Here is a 24357-nt window from a genome sequence, read left to right on the forward strand (position 1 = left end):
GGCGCGAGTAGTATTTGCCCTACTGAAAAGCGGAGACGAGTATCGATCAAAAGCCGCTTAAAAAACTTCCCTAAAACCATAGAATCTCCCACAGGAACTTCACCGGCCTGAAGACATGCGCAATACCTGTGGGAGCTGGCTTGCCGGCGATAGGACCCTTGCAGGCAACACACCCGGCTCAGTTGATGCTGTAACCCCTTCCACTGAAGCACGCGCCCAGCGCACGCTGGTAGTTGCTGAGCACATTGGCCGGCGGCGCATAGGTCGCCGTCGCCGGGTCGAAGCCCGACTGGCTTACCGCCCAGCGATGGCATTGATAGCGGTCCTGTTCCTGCTGCTCCTGGCCCTGACCATGCATCGGGTAAGCCACTACATCATACCCACCATTCGCAGGTGCAACCGGCACGGGCGCTGGCGCAGCAACGGGCGGGTTGACCACCACATATTCCTGGCTGTCCGCCAGGTACTGGTAATAGGTATCGGCCACCAGGAAGAACAATGCACCGCCCAACCAGACCTCCTGCGCGTAGGACGGCAAGTAGTTGACCCGCACGCCGTAAGGCGGGGTCACCACGATGTAGCTGCCACCGTGCGGGCGGTACCAGTAGCCACCGGAGTAGAAGTAGTCCGCGCCACGGTAGGGCACTTTCCAGTAGCGGTCGGGGAAATGGTCCACCGTGTGCCCCGGCCGATACTGCGGCCCAGGCCCCCAGCCATTGCCATGGCCATCCGGGCGCCCCTGCCAGCGGTCATCACCGTGGCGTCGAGGAATGTCCTGGTAATACCCCTGGCGTGGTGCCTGGGTCTGGCGCACTTCGTCGCGCGAGTTGAGCGTGCGGCCCGGCCCGCCTTCACCTTGCACCTGCTGACCGTGTCCACCGTGCCCCTCACCCGGCCCTTCGGCCAACGCCCCCAGGCTGATGCTCAAACCCAGCAAACCAACACCTGCCAACAGCCAGATGCGCGACTTCATGGTATTCCTCTCGGTAGAAAAAACTGCACCCGAAACCAGTCTACCGCGCCCGCCACACAGGCCAATTAAATTTCCAGACAGAAAAAAGGGAGGCCACAGGGCCTCCCTTCAGGAATTGTCGTCCGTGCTCGGCACTTGTGGCGCCGGCTCACCTCACACCGTCTTCTGGAGGGTGTGTAGCCCGGGGGCCTGCAGATCCTGTTGGATGGCTGGCCGCGACCGCCCGCCTAGAGCGCGTCGCCGTGGACTGATGTCCGGGCAGTGATTCTGTTGATAAAGATACCGGACAGGTTGCAGCACAGGATTGCGAAGATTGCTCGGATAAATAGCACTTGCGCAATTTTTCACCCTGGATTGATAATTCGCAGCAATACGAACAGAAAAGGCAACTGCCATGAGCAAACTTGACCGCTACGACCTGAGCATCCTCGCCGAATTGCAGCGCGATGCGCGCATTTCCAACCAGGAACTGGCCGAACGCATCGGCCTGTCGCCTTCGCCGTGCTCGCGTCGGGTCAAGCAACTGGAAGACGACGGCTACATCTCGCGCCAGGTGGCGCTGCTCGACCGCAAGAAGCTGGGCCTGAGCCTGACCGCCTACGTGCTGATCGGCATGGACCGCCACACCCCGGAACGCTTCGAAACCTTCGAGGCAGCCATCCGCAACCTGCCGCAGGTGCTTGAATGCAGCCTGGTCACCGGCATGGATGCCGATTACCAGCTTAAAGTGGTGGTCCCCGACATGGACCACTACCAGAAACTGCTTCTAGGCAGCCTGACCCGTATCGAAGGCGTCACCAGCGTGCGCTCGAGCTTCGTGCTCAACCAGGTGCTGGCCAGTACCGAGATGCCATTGACCCACCTGCGTTAAATGCCCACGGCAGCCGGCGTATAATCGGCTGCTCAGCCTGCCTGGAGAACACCGATGGATCCCGCCGTATTCGAAGAGTGGATGATGATCATCCTGGTCACCGTGTTGATCGGTTTCATGGGCTTCATCGTCTGGGACCTGGCGAAAAAGTCCAAGGCCGGGAAGTTTGGTACGTTGATCCTGTTCTTCGTGCTGGGGCTGGGGGTGCTGGCCTTTATCATCAAAAGCGTGGTGGTAGGGTTTCTCGAAGGGGTGTAAAAATTTCAGGGCCATTCGCGGGCACGCCCGCTCCCACAGGTTTGGCGCTGCCTTCAAGTACTGCGCCGTCCCTGTGGGAGCGGGCGTGCCCGCGAATGGCCCCTGAACTGGACTAAAGCTTGGCAGGGACCTCCCGCCAGCAACCCTGCTCCAGCCCATCCAGCGCCCAGTCACCAATCCGCACCCGCACCAGGCGCAAGGTCGGCAACCCCACCGCCGCCGTCATCCGCCGTACCTGGCGGTTACGCCCTTCCCGAATCACCAGCTCCAGCCAGCTGGTCGGCACGCTCTTGCGAAAACGCACCGGCGGGTTGCGCGGCCACAGCTCAGGCTCATCCAGCCGCCGTGCCTCTGCCGGCAAAGTCGGCCCGTCGTTCAGCTCCACGCCATCGCGCAAGCGCTGGATCTGCTCGTCGCTGGGTTCGCCTTCCACCTGCACCCAGTAGGTCTTGGGCAACTTGTGCTTCGGGTCGGCAATGCGCGCCTGCAACCCGCCATCGTTGGTCAGCAGCAAAAGCCCCTCGCTGTCACGATCCAGCCGCCCCGCCGGGTACACGCCCGGGATGTCGATGAAATCCTTGAGCGTCGCCCGCCCCTCACCGTCGCTGAACTGCGTCAGCACGTCGAACGGTTTGTTGAACAGGATCAGGCGCGGCGCGGCCGGTGGCGCCTTGGGCTGGCGACGTGGGCCGGCGGCAGGCCGCGCCTGGGGGCGGCGCGGCTTGTTACGGGGTGGCAGTGACATGGATCCTCAGCGGAACGGCGGCTCATCGAAGCTGCGCAGTTTACGCGAGTGCAGCGAGTTGAGCTCGGTGCGCAGCAGGTCGAGGGCAGCAATGCCGATCTTCAGGTGCTGGCTGACTGCCCGGTTATAGAAGGCGTTGGCCGAACCCGGCAGCTTGATCTCGCTGTGCAGCGGCTTGTCGGACACACACAGCAAGGTGCCGTACGGCACGCGCAAACGATAACCCTGGGCGGCAATGGTGCCGCTTTCCATGTCCACCGCCACGGCACGCGACAGGTTGATGAGCGGGCGTTCCTGCGCCCAGCGCAACTCCCAGTTACGGTCGTCGTAAGTCAGCACGGTGCCGGTCCGCAGGCGCTTCTTCAGCTGTTCGCCACGCTCACCGGTAACCTGGGCTGCGGCTTCCTGCAACGCTAACTGCACTTCGGCCAGGGCCGGAATCGGGATGTTCGGCGGTACCACCCGGTCAAGAATACCGTCACGGCGCATGTAGGCGTGCGCCAGCACATAATCACCGATGGTTTGCGACTGCCGCAGGCCACCGCAGTGGCCGATCATCAGCCAGCAGTGTGGGCGCAACACGGCCAGGTGGTCGGTGATGTTCTTGGCGTTGGACGGGCCGACACCGATGTTGACCAAGGTGATGCCATCGCCATCGGCGGCAATCAGGTGGTAGGCCGGCATCTGGTAGCGGTGCCAGATCACACTGGCTACCAAAGCCTGGGTCTCACCATGGTCCATGCCCTTTTCGATCACCACGTTGCCCGGCAGCACCATGCGCACAAAGCGCGGGTCGTCACGCAGTTGCTCAAGGCCATGGCTGATGAACTGGTCGACATAGCGGTGGTAGTTGGTCAGCAGGATCCACGGCTGCACATGGCGCCAGTCGCTACCGGTGTAGTGCACCAGGCGGCGCAGCGAGAAGTCGACGCGCGCGGCATCGAACAGCGCCAAGGGCAGGATCTCCGCACGGTCCCAGTCGTACAGGCCGTCGGCGATATTGTCGGTGGCAGCCGACAGGTCGGTGCTGGGGAACACCCGCGCCAGTTGCGCGGCGGTGATGCCGCTGCCGGCCAGTTCGTCGCCCTGGTCGACCACGTACGGATAAGGAATGTTCTGCTCGCTGACGCCGACCTCTACCGTGACGGTGTAGTCGTGCATCAAGGGGCGCAGCTGTTCCAGCAGGTAGCTGCGGAACGCGGCAGGCTGGGTGACGGTGACGCTGTAGGTGCCAGCCACCTGGACCTTGGCGTAGGCCCGCGTGGTGGCGGCGACTTCACCGTGGCTGTAGTAGGTCAGGCGCAATGCCGGGTAGCGGAACAGGTCGCGCTCTTCGGCACCTGGCTCGGTACGGTCCTTCAGGTAACGCTTGAGGGCCTGGCTAAGGGCCCCGGTGGCCTGATCATGCAGGGCCGCCAGACGGTCGACGGCCTGTTCGGGGGTATCAACGACTACAAAAGCGTGGCTCACACTGTGCTTCCTGTCTGGACATGCATGTGAACCATCTTGCCTGCGTTTCTTGGCAAATACATCCCCAGTGGTCAGTCCCGGCCTCATCGCCGGCAAGCCAGCTCCCACAGGTACTGCACAGGATTCGACACCGGTGCAGTACTTGTGGGAGCTGGCTTGCCGGCGATAGGGCCATCACAGCCACCTCAACCTGTACAGGTGGGTGTCGCCCTTGCCACCAGGGCCTGCACATCGATACCACGCGGCAGTGCACCGTAAACCCGGCCACCGCCCGCCAACCGGCTGCCAATAAACGCATCACTGACCAGCGCATTCCCCGCCTCCAGCAACAGCTTGGCCTGCAATGCCAAGGCAATATCCTCGGTCAACTGCCGCGCCCGGTACTGCATGTCGCCCGTGTCGGCAAACGCCCCCTTGAGGTTGCCGATATGCGCCGCCAGGCGCGGGTCACCGTGGCCATCCCCCAGTTCGGCAAACAACGCATCCAGCACACCCGGCTCCTTGGACAAGGCTCGCAGCACATCCAGGCACTGCACATTACCCGAGCCTTCCCAGGTCGAATTGACCGGTGCTTCGCGGTACAGCCGCGGCAGGATGCTGTCCTCCACATAACCTGCGCCGCCCAGGCATTCTGCCGCCTCGTTGATCATGGCCGGCGCCCGTTTGCAGATCCAGTACTTGCCCACCGCCGTGACCAGCCGGGCGAAATGCGCCTGCTGCGGGTCGTCGAGCTGCTCCAGTGCCTGGCCCATGCGCAGGCTCAAGGCCAATGCAGCCTCGCTTTCCAGTGCCAGATCAGCCAGCACGTTCTGCATCAGCGGCTGTTCGTTCAGCACCCGGCCACCGACCTTGCGGTGCGCGCAGTGGTGAGCAGCCTGGGTCAGTGCCTGGCGCATCAGGGCGCTGGAGCCGACCATGCAGTCGAAGCGGGTCATGGCCACCATCTCGATGATGGTCGGCACACCGCGCCCCTCTTCGCCGATCATCCACGCCAGCGCGCCACGGAACTCGACCTCGCTGGAGGCGTTAGAGCTGTTGCCGAGCTTGTTCTTCAGCCGCTGGATATAGAACTGGTTGCGGTTGTCGTCCGGGCGATGGCGCGGCAGCAGGAAGCAGCTCAGGCCCTTTTCGGTTTGTGCCAGCGTCAGGAAGGCGTCGCACATGGGTGCCGAGCAGAACCATTTGTGGCCGACCAGCTCGTAGGCCTGGCCCGGCCCCGGCGCCCCGACCGGGTAGGCCCGGGTGGTGTTGGCGCGCACATCGGTGCCGCCCTGCTTTTCGGTCATGGCCATGCCCAGGGTGACCCCGGCCTTGTGCCGGTCGCCGACGTTGCGCGGGTCGTACTCGCAGGCAAGGATCTTCGGCAGCCAGTATTCAGCCAGCTCGGGTTGCAGGCGCAGGGCTGGCACGGCGGCGAAGGTCATGGTCAGCGGGCAGCCGGTACCAGCTTCAGCCTGGCTGTGCAGGTAGGTCATCGAAGCCCGGGCCACATGGGCGCCGGGGCGGGGTTCGGCCCATGGCAGCGACGGCAGGCCGTGCTCTACGGCGGTGCGCATCAGTTCGTGGTAGGCGGGGTGGAACTCGACCAGGTCGATACGATGGCCGTAGCGGTCGTGGCTGCTGAATTCGGGTTTGTGCGCGTTGGCCAGGAAGCCTGCCTGCATCAACGGGCCACCCGCCAGGGCGCCGTAGGCGTCGATCCGCGACTCGGCCCAGCCTGCGCCAAAGCGCCGGGACCACTCTTGCAATGGCAGGTCGAGGCGGTAGAGGTTGGCGCCGTCGAGAGGCGGTGGCTGGTTGGTGACTTCGTGGGTTTCAGCGTACTGGTGCAGGTTCATCGGGGGCTCCTGGATCCGGGTAGGCTTGAGAGACCCAGTGAAGCACTGCTTGCGGGGGAGTCAAAGGGGCATTCGTGACTAAAGGTGGGGTGGTGGGGAATGTGGGGCATGCATCAGAGCTGGAAGGTGCTCGCCAATAGATTTTCACGGGCCATGAGATCGAGCGCCGCGCGGGCGGCGCTCGGTCTCATAGGCGCTAAAAACCTATCGGCGAACACCTTCCAGCCCTACCCAAATCCACGCCCTCAAAGCGACCGCCGCGTCTGCAGGCTACTCACCGGTATCTGCACCTGCGAAACCGCCATGTTCAAACTCAATTCAAACCGGCTCCCCAGGCCCCGCGTGGACTCATGCGCCAACCGCGCCCCCAGCAACTCGCCCATCTGCCGGCAAATCGACAGCCCGATCCCCAACCCGCCATAACGCCGGGTCATCGAGCCATCCACCTGGAAGAACCGCTGGTACAAGGTCGACTGCTCCAGGTCATCAAAGCCGATCCCGCTGTCACTCACCGTAAAGGTCAATGCCAGGTCGTCCGGCCCTACCCGGCGCCCGCGGACCTGGATCATCACCCCGCCCTGGTGGGTGAATTTGAGCCCGTTGTCCACCAGGCAGCCCAGGCAACGCGCCAGCTTCTGCGCATCACCCACCAGCGCGTCGGGCAGATCAGCCGGTATATCCAGGCTCAGGTACAAGCCTTTGCCCAAAGCCTGCCCGGCATAACCCGCACGCAGGCTCTGCAACAGCGTGCGCAGGCTGAACGGCGCAGGCTGCGCCCTCAGGCGCCCCGCTTGCAGCTCGGACAGGGTCAGGATCGCATCAACCATGTCCATCATGCCCTGCGCCGACCCCACCGCCGTACGGTGGTACTGGGCCATCTCGCCTTCCATCGGCAGCGTAAGCATCAGCTCCAGCGACCCGATCACCCCATTCATCGGCGTGCGCAGCTCGTGGGTCACACTGGCCAGGAACTCGTCCTTCAGCCGGTTGCTCCTGGCCAGTTGCAGGTTCAACTGCTCCAGCGTGCGCCCCGTCTCCCGCAACGCCTGCGCCTGCTGCTCGCGCAGGCTGTTGATACGGTCGGCCAGCGCCAGCGACAGCAACGCCACCTCCAGCGCTGAACCCAGCTGGCTGGCATACATGGTGATGAACACGTTCGGCAGGTAGCCCAGCACCATCAGCGTGTTGACCAGCCCGCCAAGCAGGAAGGCCGTCCAGGCGATGATGAACCAGCGCGCCACGCGCAAACCGCGCCACCAGGCGAACAGCCCGGCGCTGAAGATGCTCACGGTAAACAGCAGCGCCAGCAGCGTGGCCATGCGCAGGGCAACGCCGTAGGCCATGCACACCGCCAGCACCATGACCACCGCGCCGCCCAGCATCAATAGCTGCAGAAGCCGGTCAAAGCCACGGCTGATGCTGCCCAGCTGCAGGAAGTGGCGGGCAAACTGGCAGCCAAACAGGCCAGCCGCACCAATGAACAATGGCGTCGAGGCATTTGCCCACCACGGGCTGTCAGGCCAGAAGTAGGCCACACCCGCACCGTTCACCGACACCTGGTAAAAGCCGAACGAAGCGATATAGAGGATGTAGTAGAGGTAGCTGACATCGCGCACGCTAAGGTAGATGAACAGGTTGTACACCAGCATCACCAGCAACACGCCGTAGATCATGCCCAACACATACAGGCGCGTTGGCTGCTCTTCCATATAGGCCTCGGGAGACCACAACGCCAGCGGCGCCTGCACCGACCCCTGGCTATGCAGGCGCAGGTAGGCGGTGGTCACCTGGCCTGGGGGCAACAGCAGATTGAACAAGTAGTTGTTCTGCCGGATTTGCCGGCTGTCGTAGGGCAAGGCATCGCCGGTGCGCTGCGCGAGGCGATATACACCCGTGCTGTCGGGTAGATACAGCTCCAGGTGGTCCAGCGGCGGATAGGCCAGCTCCAGCAGCCATTGCCGTGGCGCGGCACCGGGCGGCGCAACCGGGCGCAGTTCGACCTTGAGCCAGAACACCGAGGTGGAGTAACCGGCGTTCAGCACGTCTTCATGGTGGGGGCGGAAATGTTTGGCGAACCCAGGGGCGCTGACCTGGGCGATGCTGGCACTGCCGTCGAGGTCTTCATAAACCTGCATGACCTTGCCCAACGGAAGATGCCGGGAAGCGTCGTCGAAATCGACCGCTCCGGCCAGCACGGGCAACAAGCCCAGAAGCACAATCAGCAAATAGCGCATACAGCCCCAGCATGGCCTGTCTGGTCGCGTCGCGTTTGCCTCCCATCCGTTTGAGACGACGTGATCCAGCAGCACCCGTTTGTCGAGTTATCCGAGCACTCTAGCATAGCTTCGCAACCTGGCAATCGGCCATATCAAAAACCAAGGAAAAGGCTCTAAATCAATGCTTTCAGAAGATCAACAAACCACAAGCTGACCGATCGATCAGCAAAACTCGTTTGTAGGACGATCCGCCCAAACAGGTTTGGTGGTAAGCTCGCCGACCATGAATACCTACAGCTCCCGCCCCGTTGTCCTCTGTCTCTCCGGCCACGACCCAAGTGGCGGCGCCGGCTTGCAGGCAGATATCGAAGCCCTGATCGCCCAAGGCTGTCACGCCGCGCCCGCCGTGACCGCCCTGACCGTGCAGGATACCGTCAACGTTTCCGACTTCCGCGTGCTCGACCGCGAGTGGGTACTGGCCCAGGCCAATGCCGTGCTGGCCGACTCCACGGTGGCCGCCGTCAAGCTGGGCATGCTCGGCTCGATCGAAATGGTCGACACCGTCGCCGAACTGCTGGCCGCCCACCCGCACCTGCCACTGGTCTGCGACCCGGTACTGCGTGCCGGTGGCGGTGGCCGCCTGGGCAAGGACGAAGTGGGCTACGCCATGCGCGAACGCCTGTTGCCGCTGGCGACCATCGCCACGCCGAACCTGCCCGAGGCGCGCATCCTCGCCGAACTGCCCGAAGGCACTGCCGACGAGTGTGCCGAGAAACTGTTGCCGTTCTGTAGACACCTGCTGATCACCGGCGGTCACGGCGACGAAGACGAAATCCACAACCGCCTGTATACCCAGGACGGCCAGCGCCACACCTGGACCTGCCAACGCCTGCCGGGCAGCTACCACGGCTCGGGCTGCACCCTGGCCAGCGCCCTGGCCGGCCGCCTTGCCCTTGGCGAGCAGCTGGTAAGCGCCGTGCGCAGCGCCCTGGAATACACCTGGCGCACCCTGCGTGACGCCGAGCAGCTGGGCAAAGGCCAGTTCGTGCCGCGCCGCCTGCCCCTGGACTTCTGTTCCTGATGCGAGGCCTTCAATGAAGCTACGCGGTCTGTACGCCATCACCGACAGCCAGCTGCTCGCTGGCCGGTTCCTGTCCCATGTCGAAGCGGCGCTGGAAGGCGGCGTGCGCCTGCTGCAATATCGCGACAAAAGCGACGACGCGGCGCGCCGCCTGCGCGAAGCCGAAGGGCTGATGAAGCTGTGCGAGCGCTACGGCACCCAGCTGCTCATCAACGACGACGCCGAACTGGCCGCACGCCTGGGCGTTGGCGTGCACCTGGGCCAGACCGACGGCCCGCTGACACCAGCCCGCGCCCTGCTTGGCCGCCAGGCGATCATCGGCTCCACCTGCCACGCCAGCCTCGAGCTGGCCGCCCAGGCCGCCAGCGAGGGCGCCAGCTACGTCGCCTTTGGCCGCTTCTTCAATTCCGTCACCAAGCCGGGTGCGCCCGCTGCCAACGTCGAACTGCTGGAGCAGGCACGCGCCCAGGTGAAACTGCCGATCGCGGTGATCGGTGGCATCACCCTCGACAACGCCGCCCCGCTGGTCGCCCATGGCGCCGACCTGCTGGCGGTGATCCACGGCCTGTTCGGTGCCGACAGCGCGCAGGAAGTCACCCGCCGCGCCCGCGCCTTCAACGCCTTGTTCGCATCCTGATTTCGAGAGAGCCTTTCATGTCCCGTTCCGAAGACCTGTTCGCCAAAGCCCAGAAGCACATCCCCGGTGGCGTCAACTCGCCGGTGCGTGCCTTCAAGAGCGTTGGCGGCACGCCGCTGTTCTTCAAGCATGCCGAAGGCGCCTACGTTGTCGACGAGGACGACAAGCGCTACGTCGACTATGTTGGCTCCTGGGGCCCGATGATCCTCGGCCACGGCCACCCGCAGGTACTGGACTCGGTACGCAAGCAGCTGGAGCACGGCCTGTCCTATGGCGCACCAACCGCCATGGAAACCGACATGGCCGACCTGGTCTGCTCGCTGGTGCCGTCCATGGAAATGGTACGCATGGTCAGCTCGGGCACCGAAGCCACCATGAGCGCCATCCGCCTGGCCCGTGGCTACACCGGCCGTGACGCCATCATCAAGTTCGAAGGCTGCTACCACGGCCACTCCGACAGCCTGCTGGTAAAAGCCGGTTCCGGCCTGCTGACCCAAGGCGTACCAAGTTCGGCCGGCGTGCCGGCAGACTTTGCCAAGCACACCCTGACCCTGCCGTTCAACGACATCGCCGCCGTCGAGAAAACCCTGGCCGACGTCGGCCAGACCGTCGCCTGCATCATCGTCGAGCCGGTGGCTGGCAACATGAACTGCGTACCGCCGGCGCCAGGCTTCCTTGAAGGCCTGCGCGAGCAGTGCGACAAGCACGGCGTGGTGCTGATCTTCGACGAAGTGATGACCGGCTTTCGCGTTTCCCTGGGCGGCGCCCAGGGCCATTACGGCATCAAGCCAGACCTGTCGACCTTCGGCAAGATCGTCGGTGGCGGCATGCCGGTCGGCTGCTTCGGCGGCAAGCGCGAGATCATGGGCTGCATCGCCCCGCTCGGCCCGGTCTACCAGGCCGGCACCCTGTCGGGCAACCCGCTGGCCATGGCCGCCGGCCTGACCACCCTGAAGCTGATCAGCCGCCCGGGCTTCCACGCCGAGCTGACCGACTACACCAGCCGCATGCTCGATGGCCTGCAACAACGTGCCGATGCAGCTGGCATACCGTTCGTCACCACCCAAGCCGGCGCCATGTTCGGCCTGTACTTCAGCGGTGCCGACGATATCGTCACCTTCGAAGACGTGATGGCCAGCGATGCCGAGCGCTTCAAGCGCTTCTTCCACGTGATGCTGGACGGTGGCGTGTACCTGGCACCGAGCGCATTCGAGGCGGGCTTCACTTCCATCGCCCATGGCGACAAGGAACTGCAGATCACCCTGGATGCTGCTGAAAAGGCCTTTGCAGCCCTGAAGTGATATTTAGCCTGTACTGGCCCTTTCGCGGGCTTGCCCGCTCCCACAGTTCAAGCGCGTAACCTGTGGGAGCGGGCAAGCCCGCGAAAGGGCCAGTACAGGCAACAATTATTCATGCACAATCAGCTGACTTCCCCAACCAAGCAGAAATTCGAGTAAAACTTTGTAAGGTTGGCGCTGCTTATCCCATAATGTGCCACCAGAGACATTGGCCGCAGCTTTGCAGAGGTAAGTCGATCCCCATGAACCGCACCGGCCGCGCCCTGACCCTGGGCTGCCTGTTGCTTCTTCAGCCCCTGCTGGCCTTGGCGGAGGGCGGTAACTCGTTGCTCATTCCAGCGACGGGCCGCTGCACCTTGAATGTCCAGCCAGAAGACCTGGCAAACGCCCTCAAAGCTTGCGAGCAGACGGCGACGAACGGGGATGCCCAGGCGCAATTCGAACTGGGCGAGTACTACTACACGCAAACGCCAAAAAACCTGAACAAAGCCCTGGACTGGTTCCAGAAGGCCTCGCTGCAAGGCCAGGCCGACGCGCAGTATCGTCTGGGCGCCATGTTCTTCCACGGCGAAGGGGTCAAGGCCAACAATGTACAGGCCTACATCCTGCTGAAGATGGCCGCCGTCAACGGTGCCGAAGATGCACTGGACATGGCTGACGAAGTGACCGAGCAAATGCCCCGCGACGAACTGGAGCATGCCACCCAGGTGCTCGGCCAGATCTTCCGCAAGTACCTGCTGGAACTGCAGAACGCCGAAGGGCGCACGCCGTTCTCGCCACTCCCCTGAGGCTTACTTTTCCGGCATCGGCATCGGGAACGGCATTACATTGCCGCCACCCTTGGCTTCGCTGATCTTGGCCGTGCCCAGGCGCTCCACCTCATCGATACGCACGATCGAGTGCATCGGCACGAAACTGCGCACCACCCCCTCGAACTGGGTCTTGAGCTTTTCCTCGCTCGGGTCTACCACCAGCTGCGAGCGCTCGCCGAAGACGAACTCCTCGATTTCCAGAAACCCCCACAGGTCGCTCTGGTAGATCTGCTTGGCATACATCTCGAAGACCTGCCCCTGGTTGAGGAAGATCACTTTATAGATGGCAGGTTCGCGTTTGCTCATGTTCGGCGGGATAACACATGCGTAAGAAAAGGCAGGCATCATACCTGCACCGGCCCCTTCGCGGGCAAGCCCGCTCCCACAGGTATTGCACCCACCTTCAAACCGGTGCAGTACCTGTGGGAGCGGGCTTGCCCGCGAAGAGGCCAGAACAGGCACTACATACCTTGTGCCAACCCTTGATCGTTTCAGTGCTTTCGCCACTGCCATTCAAGGGTTATTCTTGAGTTCACCTCCATTGCCGTCGAGCGGCTAAAAACGACCTTGAACGCACCCATAGAACCCCATCGTTTCATCCTCGAGCCCTTCGAGGCCCACCGTTTCGCCAATTTGTGCGGCCAGTTCGACGAGCACCTGCGCCTGATCGAACAGCGCCTGGCCATCGAAATCCGCAACCGCGGCAATCAGTTCGAACTGATCGGCGAACCCAAGACCACCTCCGCGGCCGAACAGCTGCTGCGCCGTCTCTACCGCGAGACCAAGGCCACCGACCTGTCGCCGGAGACCGTGCACCTGTACCTGCAGGAGTCGGCTGTCGAGAACATCGACAACCCGGCCGTCAACGAGGTCAGCGTGTCGCTGCGTACGCGCAAGGGCAATATCCGCCCGCGCGGGCTCAACCAGCAGCGCTACGTGAAGGAAATCCTGGCCAACGACATCAACTTCGGCATCGGCCCGGCCGGCACCGGCAAGACCTACCTCGCCGTAGCCTGCGCCGTGGACGCGCTGGAGCGCGAACAAGTGCGCCGCATCCTGCTGGTGCGCCCGGCGGTCGAAGCGGGCGAAAAGCTCGGCTTCCTGCCCGGTGACCTGGCGCAAAAGATCGACCCGTACCTGCGCCCGCTGTACGACGCCCTGTACGAAATGCTCGGTTTCGAGCACGTCGCCAAGCTGATCGAGCGCCAGGTAATCGAGATCGCCCCGCTGGCCTACATGCGTGGCCGCACCCTGAACAACAGCTTCATCATCCTTGACGAAAGCCAGAACACCACGCTGGAACAGATGAAGATGTTCCTCACCCGCATCGGCTTCGGCTCAACGGCGGTGATCACCGGCGACATTACCCAGGTCGACCTGCCACGGGGCACCAAGTCGGGCCTGGCACATGTCATCGAGGTGCTGAAGGACGTTCCGGGGATCAGCTTTACCCACTTCCAACCCAAAGATGTGGTTCGTCACCCACTGGTGCAGCGCATTGTCGAAGCCTATGACCGCTTCGAAGCCCGCCAGGCCAAGCCCGAGGCGCCCGGCAAAGATGCTTGAACTTGATATCCAACGGGCCACGGACGCTGCCGCCCCGGATGACGCCGCCTTCCGCCGCTGGTGCGAACTGGCCCTGCGCCAGCGCAGCGCCGACTCGGAAATGACCATTCGCCTGGTCGACGAAGCCGAAGGCCGTGAACTCAACCACACCTACCGGCACAAGGACTACGCGACCAATGTGCTGTCGTTCCCGGCCGATGTGCCTGACGACCTGCTCGATATTCCGCTGCTGGGCGACCTGGTGATCTGCGTGTCCGTGGTCGAGCGCGAAGCTGCCGAACAAGGCAAGGCGCTTGAAGCCCACTGGGCCCACCTGGTCATCCACGGCTGCCTGCACCTGCTCGGCTACGACCACATCGATGATGAGGAAGCCGAGGAAATGGAAGGCCTGGAACGGGAATTGCTGGCAGAACTGGGTCACCCCGACCCGTATGCCGACGATGAAACCGACTCAATCACACACTGAAACACGAAGGATCACGAGAACCGCCATGAGCGAAGATCGATCGAGCAACGGGCAGAAGTCCTGGCTGGGTAAACTGACCCAGGCTTTTGCCCATGAGCCGAAAAACCGCCAGGAGCTCCTTGAGCTGCTGCGCGAAGCCCATCAGAACAAACTGCTGGACAGCGAAGCGCTGACCATCGTCGAAGGCGCCATCCAGGTCGCCGACCTGCAGGTTCGCGACATCATGGTGCCGCGTTCGCAGATGATCAGCATCAAGGCCAGCCAGTCGCCGCGCGAGTTCCTGCCGGCGGTGATCAACGCCGCCCACTCCCGCTACCCCGTGATCGGCGAAAGCCACGACGATGTGCTCGGCATCCTGCTCGCCAAAGACCTGTTGCCGCTGATCCTCAAAGAAAACGGCGACAGCTTCAACATCAAGGACCTGCTGCGCCCGGCCACCTTCGTGCCCGAGTCCAAGCGGCTGAACGTGCTGTTGCGCGAGTTCCGCGCCAACCATAACCACATGGCCATCGTCATCGACGAATATGGCGGAGTGGCAGGCCTGGTGACCATCGAAGACGTGCTGGAGCAAATCGTCGGCGATATCGAGGACGAGCACGATGTCGAGGAAGACAGCTACATCAAGCCGCTGCCCAGCGGTGACTTCCTGGTCAAGGCGCTTACCCCGATCGAGAACTTCAACGAGTTCTTCGACAGCGAGTTCTCCGATGACGAGTTCGACACGGTCGGTGGCCTGGTGATGAGTGCTTTCGGCCACCTGCCCAAGCGCAACGAAACCACCGAGATCGGGGCTTACAAGTTCCGTATTCTCAACGCCGACAGCCGGCGGATACACTTGCTGCGCCTGACCCCGATCACCCGTTAAGGACAAACATGCGTTGGATCACCCGCCCCGGCTGGCCCGGTAACCTGCTGGCCCTGGCGGCCGGTGCTTCCACCCTCCTGGCCCTGGCGCCGTTCGACATCTGGCCGCTGGCCGTGTTGTCCATCGCCCTGCTCTACCTTGGCCTGCGCGAGCTCAGCCCGCGCCAGGCCATGTGGCGTGGCTGGTGGTTCGGTTTCGGCCTGTATGGCGCCGGCACCTGGTGGATCTACGTCAGCATGAACACCTACGGCGGCGCCTCGCCATTGCTGGCAATCCTGCTGCTGTTGGCGTTCTTCGCCGCCCTGGCCTGGTTCTTTGCCCTGCCCACCTGGCTATGGGCGCGCTGGCTGCGGCGCAATGAAGCGCCACTGGCCGACGCCCTGTGCTTTGCCGCCCTGTGGCTGCTGCAAGAGGCCTTCCGCGGCTGGTTCCTTACCGGTTTCCCCTGGCTTTATTCCGGCTACAGCCAGCTGGACGGCCCACTGGCCGGCCTGGCACCGCTGGGCGGCGTGTGGCTGGTTTCGTTCGCCCTGGCGCTCACTGCTGCCCTGCTGTGCAACCTGCACCGCTTGCTTGCGCGCCCTTCGTTCCTGGCCGTGGGCTGCCTGCTGTTGCTGGCCCCGTGGGCGTTGGGCCTGGCGCTCAAGGGCCACGCCTGGACCAAGCCGGCGGGCGACCCGCTGAAAGTGGCGGCTATCCAGGGCAACGTCGAGCAGGACCTGAAATGGGACCCGGCGCACATCGACGCGCAACTGGCGCTGTACCGTGACCTGAGTTTCAGCTCCAGGCCGGTGGACCTGCTGATCTGGCCAGAAACCGCAGTACCGGTACTCAAGGACCAGGCCCAGGGCTATATCGACGTGATGGGTCGCTTCGCCGCCGAGCGGCATTCGGCGCTGATCACCGGCGTACCGGTGCGGGAAGTGGTGCACCACCAACGCCGCTACTACAACGGCATCACGGTGACCGGCGAAGGCGATGGCACCTACCTCAAGCAGAAGCTTGTGCCGTTCGGCGAGTACGTACCGTTGCAGGACATGCTGCGTGGCGCCATCGAGTTCTTCAACCTGCCCATGTCGGACTTCGCCCGCGGGCCGGAAGATCAGCCACTGCTGCAGGCCAAGGGGTACCAGATTGCGCCGTACATCTGCTACGAAGTGGTCTACCCCGAATTCGCCGCAGGCCTGGCCGCACGCAGCGACCTGCTGCTGACCATCAGCAACGACACCTGGTTCGGCAAGTCGATCGGCCCGTTGCAGCACCTTCAGATGGCGCAAATGCGCGCACTGGAAGCCGGACGCTGGATGATCCGCGCCACCAACAACGGCGTGACCGCGCTGATCGACCCGTTTGGCCGCATCACCACGCAAATTCCGCAGTTCCAGCAGGCGGTGCTGTATGGCGAGGTGGTGCCGATGCAGCAGCTGACGCCATACCTGCAATGGCGTTCGTGGCCGCTGGCGATTGTCTGTGCGCTGCTGCTGGGTTGGGCGTTGCTGGCGGGTCGCATTGCCAAAACCGTCTGAGTTTTCCTGTACCGGCCTCTTCGCGGGCTCGCCCGCTCCCACAGGTATCGCGCTGTTCTCAGGTCCAGTGATATCTCTGTGGGAGCGGGCAAGCCCGCGAAGAGGCCGGCACAGGCAATAATGGGCTCAATAGAACACCCGATACCCCACCAGCCCCACCACCTCATTGAACAACTGCCCGCTCTGCCACATCGCCCGGCTCTCCGGCAGCAACCCGCCAAACGGGCGAGCATGATCACGCCCCAGGAACCCCACTGGCGCCGGCACCACCTCGAACCCCGCCTGCTCGAAGCTCCAGCGCGAGCGCTGCATGTGCCAGGCCTGGGTCACCACCACCACACGGCGAATGCCCAACGGCTGCAACACCTTGGCTGTTAGCTGGGCATTCTCCCAGGTCGTGCGGCTGGCCTCTTCGCGCCACTTCACTTCGACCGAAAAATCGTCATGCAGGCGATCAGCCATCAGCCGCGCTTCACTCGGCGGCGTGCCATAGTGCAACCCACCACTGGTCAGCACCGGAAGGCCTGACGCCTTGGCCAGCTGCGCAGCAAAACGCATGCGTTCCAAAGCCGTGGCCGCGGGCTGGTCGCTGCCGCCCCAGGCGGGGTCGCCACGTTCGCGCCCTGCGCCCAACACCACAATGGCATCCGCCCGCTTCGCAAGGTCGGCCCAGTCGTCTACCGCCAACGGTGGCTCGCTTTCCAGTACATGGGCGGTTTGCTGCACCACCAGCGGCAGGCTCATCAGCCACAGGCCACCAAGCCCCACGGCAAAGCACAGTGCCGCCAGCCGTGGCCGCCGCGCACGCAGCCACCACGCCGCAAGCAGCAGCAGGAACAGGATGCCCGGCGGCATCAGCCATTGTTTGATGAAGAATCGGATCGGCATCGGCCACACCTCCTTGGCAGGCGTGCAGCCTAGAAGGATCGGCGCCGGTCAACAAGGGTGCGACCGGCGCCGATCGTAAGTTGTGTGTAGTCGAAGAACCGGCGCGCCAGCCCGCGCCTGGCGTCCTGGACGGCTAGCGATGTGGCAGCGTCCTGGACCTCGCCGGATTGGCGGGGCGCTTCTTGTCCTTGAGCCAGATGATCTTGGCCGATGTCGGCTCCGCTTGTGGGTAACTGCCGACAGAGGCATTGTGGCGCTCCGGGAGGGATTCCAGGTAGGCCTTGATCACTTCGAACTCTGCGTGGCTCAGGCCACGCAACTCCAGCTCGGCTGGCATCTCGTCGCGCAATCGTACCGAGGTCCTGGCCACTTCCAGTGCCAGGCCAAGCCGGTCGATCAGGCGCTCGTAAAGCTCCGGTTTCATAGCGGGTAGCTGCGTCTCTCCCATCCGTCACCTCAATTGAAGATAAAGAATATCTCCCCCCACACCTGAGCTTAGCGGCGCCATGAAAAGCAGCCGGGCGCTGCGACCAGCGGCCATTCGCAACGAAGGTTTCCCACGATGCGCGGCGCTGCTGTATGCTACGGCGTTCACTCTGAACGACACCGGAGTGCCGGACGCAGCGAGGTTCCGCTGCCTGGAACAAGGTCTCTTCTCTCTCAGCCAAAAGTAGCCATGCACGAACAATACACGCCCCGTGATATCGAAGCCGCCGCCCAGAAGTTCTGGGACGAGCAACAATCGTTCGCTGTTACCGAACAGCCAGGCAAAGACACCTACTATTGCCTATCGATGTTCCCGTACCCGAGCGGCAAGCTACACATGGGCCACGTTCGCAACTACACCATCGGCGACGTGATTGCCCGTTACCAGCGCATGCTGGGCAAGAACGTCCTGCAGCCGATGGGCTGGGACGCTTTCGGCATGCCCGCAGAAAACGCGGCGATGAAAAACAACGTCGCCCCGGCCAAGTGGACGTACGAAAACATCGACTACATGAAGACCCAGCTCAAGAGCCTGGGCCTGGCCATCGACTGGGCACGTGAAGTCACCACCTGCAAGCCCGACTACTACCGTTGGGAGCAGTGGCTGTTCACCCGCCTGTTCGAGAAAGGCATCATCTACCGCAAGAACGGTACCGTGAACTGGGACCCGGCGGACCAGACCGTACTGGCCAACGAGCAGGTCATCGACGGCCGCGGCTGGCGCTCGGGCGCGCTGATCGAAAAGCGCGAAATCCCGATGTACTACTTCCGCATCACCGACTACGCCGACGAGCTGCTGGAAAGCCTCGACGAGCTGCCGGGCTGGCCTGAACAGGTCAAGACCATGCAGCGCAACTGGATCGGCAAGTCGCGCGGCATGGAAGTACAGTTCCCGTACGACCAGGCCAGCATCGGCCACGAAGGCACCCTGAAGGTCTTCACCACCCGCCCCGACACGCTGATGGGCGCGACCTACGTTGCCGTTGCCGCCGAGCACCCGCTGGCCACCCAGGCAGCCCAGGGCAACCCGGCGCTGCAGGCGTTCATCGACGAGTGCAAGAGCGGCAGCGTAGCCGAAGCCGACATGGCCACCCAGGAGAAGAAGGGCATGGCCACTTCCCTGCTGGTAGAGCACCCGCTGACCGGTGAGAAGCTGCCGGTATGGGTCGCCAACTACGTGCTGATGCACTACGGCGACGGCGCCGTGATGGCCGTGCCGGCCCACGACGAGCGTGACTTCGAGTTCGCCCACAAGTACAACCTGCCGGTCAAGGCCGTGGTGCGCACCAGCGCTGGCGATGAAGTCGGCACCGAATGGCAGGCCTCCTATGGCGAGCACGGCCAGCTGATCAACTCCGCCGAGTTCGACGGCCTGGACTTCGCCGGCGCCTTCGACGCCATCGAAGCGGCCCTGCTGCGCAAGGAACTGGGCAAGTCGCGTACCCAGTTCCGTCTGCGTGACTGGGGTATCAGCCGCCAACGCTACTGGGGCTGCCCGATCCCGATCATCCACTGCCCGTCCTGCGGCGACGTACCGGTGCCGGAAGACCAGCTGCCGGTCACCCTGCCAGAGAACGTTGTGCCGGACGGCGCCGGTTCGCCACTGGCGCGGATGCCTGAATTCTATGAGTGCACCTGCCCGAAATGCGGCACCGCGGCCAAGCGCGAAACCGACACCATGGACACGTTTGTCGAGTCGTCCTGGTACTTCGCCCGCTACGCCTCGCCTAACTACGACAAGGGCCTGGTAGACCCGAAAGCCGCCAACCACTGGCTGCCGGTCGACCAGTACATCGGCGGTATCGAGCACGCGATCCTGCACCTGCTGTACGCGCGCTTCTTCCACAAGCTGATGCGCGACGAAGGCCTGGTCACCTCGAACGAGCCATTCAAGAACCTGCTGACCCAGGGCATGGTGGTCGCCGAAACCTACTACCGTGTGGCCAGCAACGGCGGCAAGGACTGGTTCAACCCGGCCGATGTCGAGATCGAGCGCGATGCCAAGGCCAAGATCATTGGCGCCCGCCTGAAGACCGACGGCCTGCCGGTGGAAATCGGCGGCACCGAGAAGATGTCGAAGTCGAAGAACAACGGCGTCGACCCGCAGTCGATGATCGAAGCCTACGGCGCCGACACTTGCCGCCTGTTCATGATGTTCGCCTCGCCGCCCGACATGAGCCTGGAATGGTCCGACTCCGGCGTCGAAGGCGCCAGCCGCTTCCTGCGCCGTGTCTGGCGCCTGGCCCAGGCTCATGTCAGCCAAGGCCTGCCGGGCAAGCTGGATGTTGCCGCCCTGGACGACGCGCAAAAGGTCATCCGCCGCGCCATCCACGCTGCCATCAAGCAGGCCAGCACCGACGTGGGCCAGTTCCACAAGTTCAATACCGCCATTGCCCAGGTAATGACCGTGATGAACGTGCTGGAAAAGGCCCCGCAGGCCAGCGAACAGGACCGCGCCCTGCTGCAGGAAGGCCTTGAAGCCGTGACCCTGCTGCTGGCGCCGATCACCCCGCACATCTCCCACGAGCTGTGGCAGCAACTGGGCCACGCCGGCTCGGTAATCGATGCCGCCTGGCCGAGCGTCGACGAACAAGCGCTGGTGCAGGACACCATTACCCTGGTGGTCCAGGTGAACGGTAAACTGCGCGGCCAGGTCGAGATGCCTGCCGCGGCCAGCCGCGAAGAAGTCGAAGCCGCCGCCCGCAGCAACGAGAATGTCCTGCGCTTCATCGATGGCCTGACCATCCGCAAGGTCATCGTGGTACCGGGCAAGCTGGTCAACATCGTCGCCAACTGATGGCAGCGCCCGCTCGCAGTCAGTGCGGGCGGGCGTAACAGGCCCACAAGGGAGCAACAACATGATCAAACGCAATTTGCTGGTAATCGGCCTGGCGGTCATGCTCAGCGCCTGCGGTTTCCAGCTGCGCGGCACCGGCTCTACCGAGCTGAGCGTGAAGGAAATGGACGTCAGCGCACGCAACGCCTACGGCCCGACCGTGGTCGAGCTGCGCAAAGTACTGGAGCGTAGCGGTGTCAACGTACACACCGGCGCCCCCTACCGCCTGGTACTGACCAACGAGCAGGAAAACGAACGTTCCGCCACCTACAGCAGCGGCAACCGTACTGCCGAATACGAACTGACCACCGTGCTGAACTACAGCATCCAGGGCCTGAACAACCTGGAGCTGATGAGCGACAAGCTGGAAGTGCGCAAGATCTATGTGCGTGACGGCTCGAACATCACAGGGTCCGAGCAGGAAGCCAACCGCGCCCGTGAAGAAATGCGCCGCGACCTCGTGAACGCCATGGTCGTTCGCCTGCAGATGCTGAGCCCGTCCCAGCTCGACGAGCTGCAGCGCAAAGCCGACGAACGCGCCAAGGCCGAAGCCGCCGCGCTGGAGGCTGCCCAGCGTCAGCAGGCCGAAACGCCTCAGCAGTCGCCACTGGAAGTTCCGGGCAACTAAGCCCGCGTGGGGCACCTTCGGGTGCCCCGCCTGTTTCCCATGAAACTCGCCCCCGCCCAGCTCAACAAGCACCTGCAAGGCGCCTTGGCACCGGTTTACGTGGTCAGCGGCGACGACCCGCTGCTGTGCCAGGAAGCCGCCGACGCCATCCGCAATGCGGCACGCCAGCAAGGTTTCGACGAACGCCAGGTATTCAGTGCCGATGCCAACTTCGACTGGGGCACCCTGCTCCAGGCGGGCGCCAGCCTGTCACTGTTCGCCCAGCGTCGCCTGCTGGAACTGCGCCTGCCCTCTGGCAAGCCCGGTGACAAAGGCGCCGCTGCACTGATGGAATACTGCGCGAACCCCGCCGAAGACACCCTGCTGCTGGTCAGCCTGCCCAAGCTCGACGGCAGTGCGCAAAAGACCAAGTGGGGCAAGGCGTTGATCGAGGGCGCGCACTGCCAGTTCATCCAGATCTGGCCCGTGGATGTGCACCAGTTGCCGCAGTGGATCAACCAGCGCCTGCAGCAAGCCGGCCTGTCGGCACAACGTGACGCTGTCGACCTGATCGCAGCCCGCGTGGAAGGCAACCTGCTGGCGGCCGCGCAGGAAATCGAAAAGCTCAAGCTGCTCGCCGACGGCAACCAGATCACCGTGGAAACCGTGCAGGCCGCCGTTGCCGACAGCGCCCGCTTCGATGTATTCGGCCTGGTCGACGCCATCCTCAATGGCGAAGCCGCACATGCCCTGCGCATGCTCGAAGGTTTGCGTGGTGAGGGTGTGGAGCCACCGGTGATCCTCTGGGCCCTGGCCCGTGAGTTGCGCCAGCTGGCCGGGCTGGCGCAGCAGTTCAGCCAGGGTGTACCGCTGGACAAGGCCTTCAGCCAGGCCCGCCCGCCGATCTGGGACAAACGCCGACCGTTGGTCAGCAAGGCCCTGCAGCGCCTGTCGGCGCAGCGCTGGTCGCAGTTGCTGCAGGATGCCCAGCGGATCGATGCACAGATCAAGGGCCAGGCCGAAGGTTCGCCCTGGACCGGGTTGTCGCGGTTGGCGCTGCTGATGGCTGGCCAGCGCCTGGCGCTCCCTCCCGAGTAACTGGAGTCCCTGTGGGAGCGGGCGTGCCCGCGAATCAGGCGACGCGGTGGATGGCACCGGCTTCGCCGGTGTTCGCGGGCGCGCCCGCTCCCACAGGACTGCGATCGACCATAAACATAATCAATTGGCCCCACCCTACCCCAAGCCCTACAGTGCGCCCCGAAACTCACCAACCACGGGAACGCCACCATGAGCAAAAAGCCGAAAAAACACGGCCCCAACAAGGCCAAGTCCATCATCGCCCAACCGCTGTTCCGCTGCCGCCAGGAACAACCGAACAAGGGCAAAGGCAGCTACCGCCGCGAAGCCTTCCAATCGAGAGATTGGGAGGCTTCCTACTTTTTGGCAGCTTGAAAGCATCGCAAGCGCAGGCATGGTATGGTCGTCACCTGACCTGCAATTCTGGATCTGTGCATGCTCTTCCGTCTTCTCCCCCGTTGGGAAACCCGCCAGCTGATCGCGGCCTCCAGCTTCATCCTGCTCGTGGCCTGCGCGGAAAAACCCACCGCCGCCGACGCACTGCCGCTGGCCCCTGCGCAACCCGCTCCCGTGGTAACCGTACCCGGCGCAACGCCTGACGTCAGCACCGAAATCCAGCCTCTGCAAACCTTCGCCCAGTGGCAGGCGAACTTCCGCCAACAAGCCCTGCAAGCCGGCATTTCACCCAGCACCTTCGACCGCGCGTTCCTCGGCGTCACGCCGGACATGGACGTGATCAAGGCCGACCGCAGCCAGCCGGAATTCACCCGCCCAGTGTGGGAATACCTCGAAGGCGCCCTGTCGCCCCTGCGCGTGCGCAACGGCAAGAAGCTGCTGGAGCAGAACGCCGAGCTGCTGACACGCATCGAACAACGCTACGGCGTGGACCGCCAGGTGCTGGTCGCGGTGTGGGGGATGGAAAGCAACTTCGGCCAGTTCCAGGGCAACAAGTCGGTGATCCGCTCGCTGGCCACCCTGGCCTACGAGGGCCGACGGCCACAGTTCGCCCAGGACCAGCTGATCGCCGCACTGCAGATCATCCAGCATGGTGACATCCAGCCCGAGGCCATGCGTGGCTCGTGGGCCGGCGCCATGGGCCAGACCCAGTTCATCCCGACTACCTACAACACCCATGCCGTGGACTTCGACGGTGATGGCCGCCGCGATATCTGGAACAGCACACCAGATGCGCTGGCCTCGACTGCGCACTACCTGCAGAGCTCGGGCTGGAAGCGTGGTCAACCGTGGGGCTTCGAGGTACAGGTACCAGCTGGTTTCGACTTCTGGCAAGCCGATGGCGCGCTGCGCAAGCCGGTGAGCGAATGGCTGGCAATGGGCGTGAAACTGCCCGCAGGCACTCAGCTGCCGGCAGGTAGCAACCCGCTGTCGGCCGCCCTGCTGCTGCCAGCGGGAGCACGTGGCCCGGCATTCCTGGTGCTGGATAACTTCCGCGCCATTCTCAAGTACAACAACTCGTCGTCCTATGCGTTGGCGGTGAGCCTGCTGGGGGATCGCTTCAGCGGCTGGGGCTTCATTGCCGGCAGCTGGCCGAAAGAGGACCTGCCGCTGAGCCGCAGCGAGCGTATGGAGTTGCAGAACCTGTTGAACAGCCGCGGGCACGAGGCCGGGAATGCCGATGGCATCATCGGCGCCAATACCCGCAAGGCCATTCGCAATGCCCAGCAGGGGCTGGGGTGGCCGGCAGATGGCTACCCGACCCACAAGTTGCTTGAGAGCTTGCGTAGCCAGTGAGATTTTTGGGGCCGCTGTGCGGCCCTTTGCGGGCACGCCCGCTCCCACAGGTATCGCGCCAACCCTGTGGGAGCGGGCGTGCCCGCGAA

The 24357-nt window shown here is 63.7% G+C and carries 23 protein-coding genes; 15 read left to right on the forward strand and 8 right to left on the reverse strand.

Going from position 1 to position 24357, the window contains the following annotated elements; genetic code table 11:
- Positions 1 to 178: 178 nt before the first annotated feature.
- Positions 179 to 973, reverse strand: a complete 795-nt coding sequence (locus ACFY9W_RS10125) for a DUF6515 family protein (protein ID WP_391129211.1) — start codon at positions 971 to 973, stop codon at positions 179 to 181.
- A gap of 394 nt (positions 974 to 1367) precedes the next feature.
- Here ACFY9W_RS10125 and ACFY9W_RS10130 point away from each other — a divergent pair, with 394 nt between their 5' ends.
- Both ACFY9W_RS10130 and ACFY9W_RS10135 read left to right on the forward strand, forming a co-directional pair.
- Positions 1368 to 1844 carry an Lrp/AsnC family transcriptional regulator gene (locus ACFY9W_RS10130; protein WP_016712159.1) on the forward strand — a complete coding sequence of 159 codons (477 nt, stop codon included), beginning with the start codon at positions 1368 to 1370 and terminating at the stop codon, positions 1842 to 1844.
- Positions 1845 to 1898: 54 nt separating this feature from the next.
- Complete coding sequence (locus tag ACFY9W_RS10135) at positions 1899 to 2102, forward strand: DUF2788 domain-containing protein (protein ID WP_003249787.1); 204 nt, start codon at positions 1899 to 1901, stop codon at positions 2100 to 2102.
- Positions 2103 to 2214: 112 nt separating this feature from the next.
- Here ACFY9W_RS10135 and ACFY9W_RS10140 read toward each other — a convergent pair whose 3' ends face one another.
- From ACFY9W_RS10140 to ACFY9W_RS10155, 4 genes are all read right to left on the reverse strand, one after another.
- Entirely contained in the window at positions 2215 to 2847 is a 633-nt protein-coding gene (locus ACFY9W_RS10140) for a pseudouridine synthase (protein ID WP_391129216.1), read from the reverse strand.
- A gap of 6 nt (positions 2848 to 2853) precedes the next feature.
- On the reverse strand, positions 2854 to 4317 hold the full coding sequence (gene amn, locus ACFY9W_RS10145; protein ID WP_391129219.1) for an AMP nucleosidase: 1464 nt from the start codon (positions 4315 to 4317) through the stop codon (positions 2854 to 2856).
- A gap of 185 nt (positions 4318 to 4502) precedes the next feature.
- On the reverse strand, positions 4503 to 6155 hold the full coding sequence (locus ACFY9W_RS10150; RefSeq protein WP_391129222.1) for an acyl-CoA dehydrogenase family protein: 1653 nt from the start codon (positions 6153 to 6155) through the stop codon (positions 4503 to 4505).
- A gap of 245 nt (positions 6156 to 6400) precedes the next feature.
- Positions 6401 to 8389 carry a 7TM diverse intracellular signaling domain-containing protein gene (locus ACFY9W_RS10155; RefSeq protein WP_391129225.1) on the reverse strand — a complete coding sequence of 663 codons (1989 nt, stop codon included), beginning with the start codon at positions 8387 to 8389 and terminating at the stop codon, positions 6401 to 6403.
- A 265-nt stretch (positions 8390 to 8654) separates the two neighbouring features.
- Here ACFY9W_RS10155 and ACFY9W_RS10160 point away from each other — a divergent pair, with 265 nt between their 5' ends.
- The 4 genes from ACFY9W_RS10160 (at position 8655) to ACFY9W_RS10175 (ending at position 12175) form a co-directional block, all read left to right on the forward strand.
- A complete protein-coding gene (locus tag ACFY9W_RS10160) occupies positions 8655 to 9452 on the forward strand; it encodes a bifunctional hydroxymethylpyrimidine kinase/phosphomethylpyrimidine kinase (RefSeq protein WP_391129228.1) in 798 nt (265 codons plus the stop codon).
- 13 nt (positions 9453 to 9465) lie between these two features.
- Positions 9466 to 10089, forward strand: coding sequence for a thiamine phosphate synthase (gene thiE, locus ACFY9W_RS10165; RefSeq protein ID WP_391129231.1), 624 nt, complete (start codon positions 9466 to 9468; stop codon positions 10087 to 10089).
- A gap of 17 nt (positions 10090 to 10106) precedes the next feature.
- Entirely contained in the window at positions 10107 to 11390 is a 1284-nt protein-coding gene (hemL, locus tag ACFY9W_RS10170) for a glutamate-1-semialdehyde 2,1-aminomutase (protein ID WP_391129234.1), read from the forward strand.
- Positions 11391 to 11629: 239 nt separating this feature from the next.
- The gene (locus ACFY9W_RS10175; protein WP_391129237.1) at positions 11630 to 12175 is read left to right on the forward strand and encodes a tetratricopeptide repeat protein; all 546 of its coding nucleotides are present in this window, start codon (positions 11630 to 11632) and stop codon (positions 12173 to 12175) included.
- A 3-nt stretch (positions 12176 to 12178) separates the two neighbouring features.
- Here the strand turns inward: ACFY9W_RS10175 and ACFY9W_RS10180 are convergent, their stop codons facing one another.
- Complete coding sequence (locus ACFY9W_RS10180) at positions 12179 to 12505, reverse strand: DUF1820 family protein (RefSeq protein ID WP_198752411.1); 327 nt, start codon at positions 12503 to 12505, stop codon at positions 12179 to 12181.
- A 261-nt stretch (positions 12506 to 12766) separates the two neighbouring features.
- Here ACFY9W_RS10180 and ACFY9W_RS10185 point away from each other — a divergent pair, with 261 nt between their 5' ends.
- From ACFY9W_RS10185 to lnt, 4 genes are read left to right on the forward strand one after another with little or no spacing between them, the layout of a single operon-like run.
- Entirely contained in the window at positions 12767 to 13765 is a 999-nt protein-coding gene (locus ACFY9W_RS10185; protein WP_016712170.1) for a PhoH family protein, read from the forward strand.
- Positions 13758 to 14231, forward strand: a complete 474-nt coding sequence (gene ybeY, locus ACFY9W_RS10190; RefSeq protein WP_391129241.1) for an rRNA maturation RNase YbeY — start codon at positions 13758 to 13760, stop codon at positions 14229 to 14231. The genes ACFY9W_RS10185 and ybeY overlap by 8 nt, the downstream gene beginning before the upstream one ends.
- Positions 14232 to 14256: 25 nt before the next feature.
- Positions 14257 to 15096, forward strand: a complete 840-nt coding sequence (locus ACFY9W_RS10195) for a transporter associated domain-containing protein (RefSeq protein ID WP_391129244.1) — start codon at positions 14257 to 14259, stop codon at positions 15094 to 15096.
- Positions 15097 to 15104: 8 nt separating this feature from the next.
- Entirely contained in the window at positions 15105 to 16622 is a 1518-nt protein-coding gene (gene lnt / locus ACFY9W_RS10200) for an apolipoprotein N-acyltransferase (RefSeq protein ID WP_391129246.1), read from the forward strand.
- Positions 16623 to 16748: 126 nt separating this feature from the next.
- On the opposite strand, the gene ACFY9W_RS10205 is transcribed toward lnt, so the two are convergent.
- Together ACFY9W_RS10205 and ACFY9W_RS10210 are read right to left on the reverse strand one after the other, a co-directional pair.
- Positions 16749 to 17510 carry an ElyC/SanA/YdcF family protein gene (locus tag ACFY9W_RS10205; RefSeq protein ID WP_391129248.1) on the reverse strand — a complete coding sequence of 254 codons (762 nt, stop codon included), beginning with the start codon at positions 17508 to 17510 and terminating at the stop codon, positions 16749 to 16751.
- Between the two features lie 133 nt (positions 17511 to 17643).
- Positions 17644 to 17958 (reverse strand): hypothetical protein, encoded by a 315-nt coding sequence (locus ACFY9W_RS10210; protein WP_198752397.1) that lies wholly within the window; start codon positions 17956 to 17958, stop codon positions 17644 to 17646.
- A 228-nt stretch (positions 17959 to 18186) separates the two neighbouring features.
- On the opposite strand from ACFY9W_RS10210, the gene leuS reads away from it, so the two are divergent.
- The 5 genes from leuS (at position 18187) to ACFY9W_RS10235 (ending at position 24268) form a co-directional block, all read left to right on the forward strand.
- Positions 18187 to 20793 carry a leucine--tRNA ligase gene (gene leuS, locus ACFY9W_RS10215; RefSeq protein WP_391129251.1) on the forward strand — a complete coding sequence of 869 codons (2607 nt, stop codon included), beginning with the start codon at positions 18187 to 18189 and terminating at the stop codon, positions 20791 to 20793.
- A gap of 61 nt (positions 20794 to 20854) precedes the next feature.
- Entirely contained in the window at positions 20855 to 21460 is a 606-nt protein-coding gene (lptE, locus tag ACFY9W_RS10220; RefSeq protein WP_391129255.1) for an LPS assembly lipoprotein LptE, read from the forward strand.
- A gap of 39 nt (positions 21461 to 21499) precedes the next feature.
- The gene (gene holA, locus ACFY9W_RS10225) at positions 21500 to 22537 is read left to right on the forward strand and encodes a DNA polymerase III subunit delta (protein WP_391129258.1); all 1038 of its coding nucleotides are present in this window, start codon (positions 21500 to 21502) and stop codon (positions 22535 to 22537) included.
- Between the two features lie 189 nt (positions 22538 to 22726).
- On the forward strand, positions 22727 to 22891 hold the full coding sequence (arfA, locus tag ACFY9W_RS10230; protein WP_003257578.1) for an alternative ribosome rescue factor ArfA: 165 nt from the start codon (positions 22727 to 22729) through the stop codon (positions 22889 to 22891).
- A gap of 60 nt (positions 22892 to 22951) precedes the next feature.
- The gene (locus ACFY9W_RS10235) at positions 22952 to 24268 is read left to right on the forward strand and encodes a lytic murein transglycosylase (RefSeq protein WP_391129262.1); all 1317 of its coding nucleotides are present in this window, start codon (positions 22952 to 22954) and stop codon (positions 24266 to 24268) included.
- Positions 24269 to 24357 lie beyond the last annotated feature (89 nt).

The organism is Pseudomonas sp. NPDC008258, assembly GCF_042956345.1.
Classification (GTDB): Bacteria; Pseudomonadota; Gammaproteobacteria; order Pseudomonadales; family Pseudomonadaceae; genus Aquipseudomonas.

Coding starts and splice junctions, on each gene's coding strand:
- ACFY9W_RS10125 (WP_391129211.1), bottom strand. CDS start 973: ATGAAGTCGCGCATCTGGCTGTTGGCAGGTGTTGGTTTGCTGGGTTTG.
- ACFY9W_RS10130 (WP_016712159.1), top strand. CDS start 1,368: ATGAGCAAACTTGACCGCTACGACCTGAGCATCCTCGCCGAATTGCAG.
- ACFY9W_RS10135 (WP_003249787.1), top strand. CDS start 1,899: ATGGATCCCGCCGTATTCGAAGAGTGGATGATGATCATCCTGGTCACC.
- ACFY9W_RS10140 (WP_391129216.1), bottom strand. CDS start 2,847: ATGTCACTGCCACCCCGTAACAAGCCGCGCCGCCCCCAGGCGCGGCCT.
- ACFY9W_RS10150 (WP_391129222.1), bottom strand. CDS start 6,155: ATGAACCTGCACCAGTACGCTGAAACCCACGAAGTCACCAACCAGCCA.
- ACFY9W_RS10155 (WP_391129225.1), bottom strand. CDS start 8,389: ATGCGCTATTTGCTGATTGTGCTTCTGGGCTTGTTGCCCGTGCTGGCC.
- ACFY9W_RS10160 (WP_391129228.1), top strand. CDS start 8,655: ATGAATACCTACAGCTCCCGCCCCGTTGTCCTCTGTCTCTCCGGCCAC.
- thiE (WP_391129231.1), top strand. CDS start 9,466: ATGAAGCTACGCGGTCTGTACGCCATCACCGACAGCCAGCTGCTCGCT.
- hemL (WP_391129234.1), top strand. CDS start 10,107: ATGTCCCGTTCCGAAGACCTGTTCGCCAAAGCCCAGAAGCACATCCCC.
- ACFY9W_RS10175 (WP_391129237.1), top strand. CDS start 11,630: ATGAACCGCACCGGCCGCGCCCTGACCCTGGGCTGCCTGTTGCTTCTT.
- ACFY9W_RS10180 (WP_198752411.1), bottom strand. CDS start 12,505: ATGAGCAAACGCGAACCTGCCATCTATAAAGTGATCTTCCTCAACCAG.
- ybeY (WP_391129241.1), top strand. CDS start 13,758: ATGCTTGAACTTGATATCCAACGGGCCACGGACGCTGCCGCCCCGGAT.
- ACFY9W_RS10195 (WP_391129244.1), top strand. CDS start 14,257: ATGAGCGAAGATCGATCGAGCAACGGGCAGAAGTCCTGGCTGGGTAAA.
- lnt (WP_391129246.1), top strand. CDS start 15,105: ATGCGTTGGATCACCCGCCCCGGCTGGCCCGGTAACCTGCTGGCCCTG.
- ACFY9W_RS10205 (WP_391129248.1), bottom strand. CDS start 17,510: ATGCCGATCCGATTCTTCATCAAACAATGGCTGATGCCGCCGGGCATC.
- ACFY9W_RS10210 (WP_198752397.1), bottom strand. CDS start 17,958: ATGGGAGAGACGCAGCTACCCGCTATGAAACCGGAGCTTTACGAGCGC.
- leuS (WP_391129251.1), top strand. CDS start 18,187: ATGCACGAACAATACACGCCCCGTGATATCGAAGCCGCCGCCCAGAAG.
- lptE (WP_391129255.1), top strand. CDS start 20,855: ATGATCAAACGCAATTTGCTGGTAATCGGCCTGGCGGTCATGCTCAGC.
- holA (WP_391129258.1), top strand. CDS start 21,500: ATGAAACTCGCCCCCGCCCAGCTCAACAAGCACCTGCAAGGCGCCTTG.
- arfA (WP_003257578.1), top strand. CDS start 22,727: ATGAGCAAAAAGCCGAAAAAACACGGCCCCAACAAGGCCAAGTCCATC.
- ACFY9W_RS10235 (WP_391129262.1), top strand. CDS start 22,952: ATGCTCTTCCGTCTTCTCCCCCGTTGGGAAACCCGCCAGCTGATCGCG.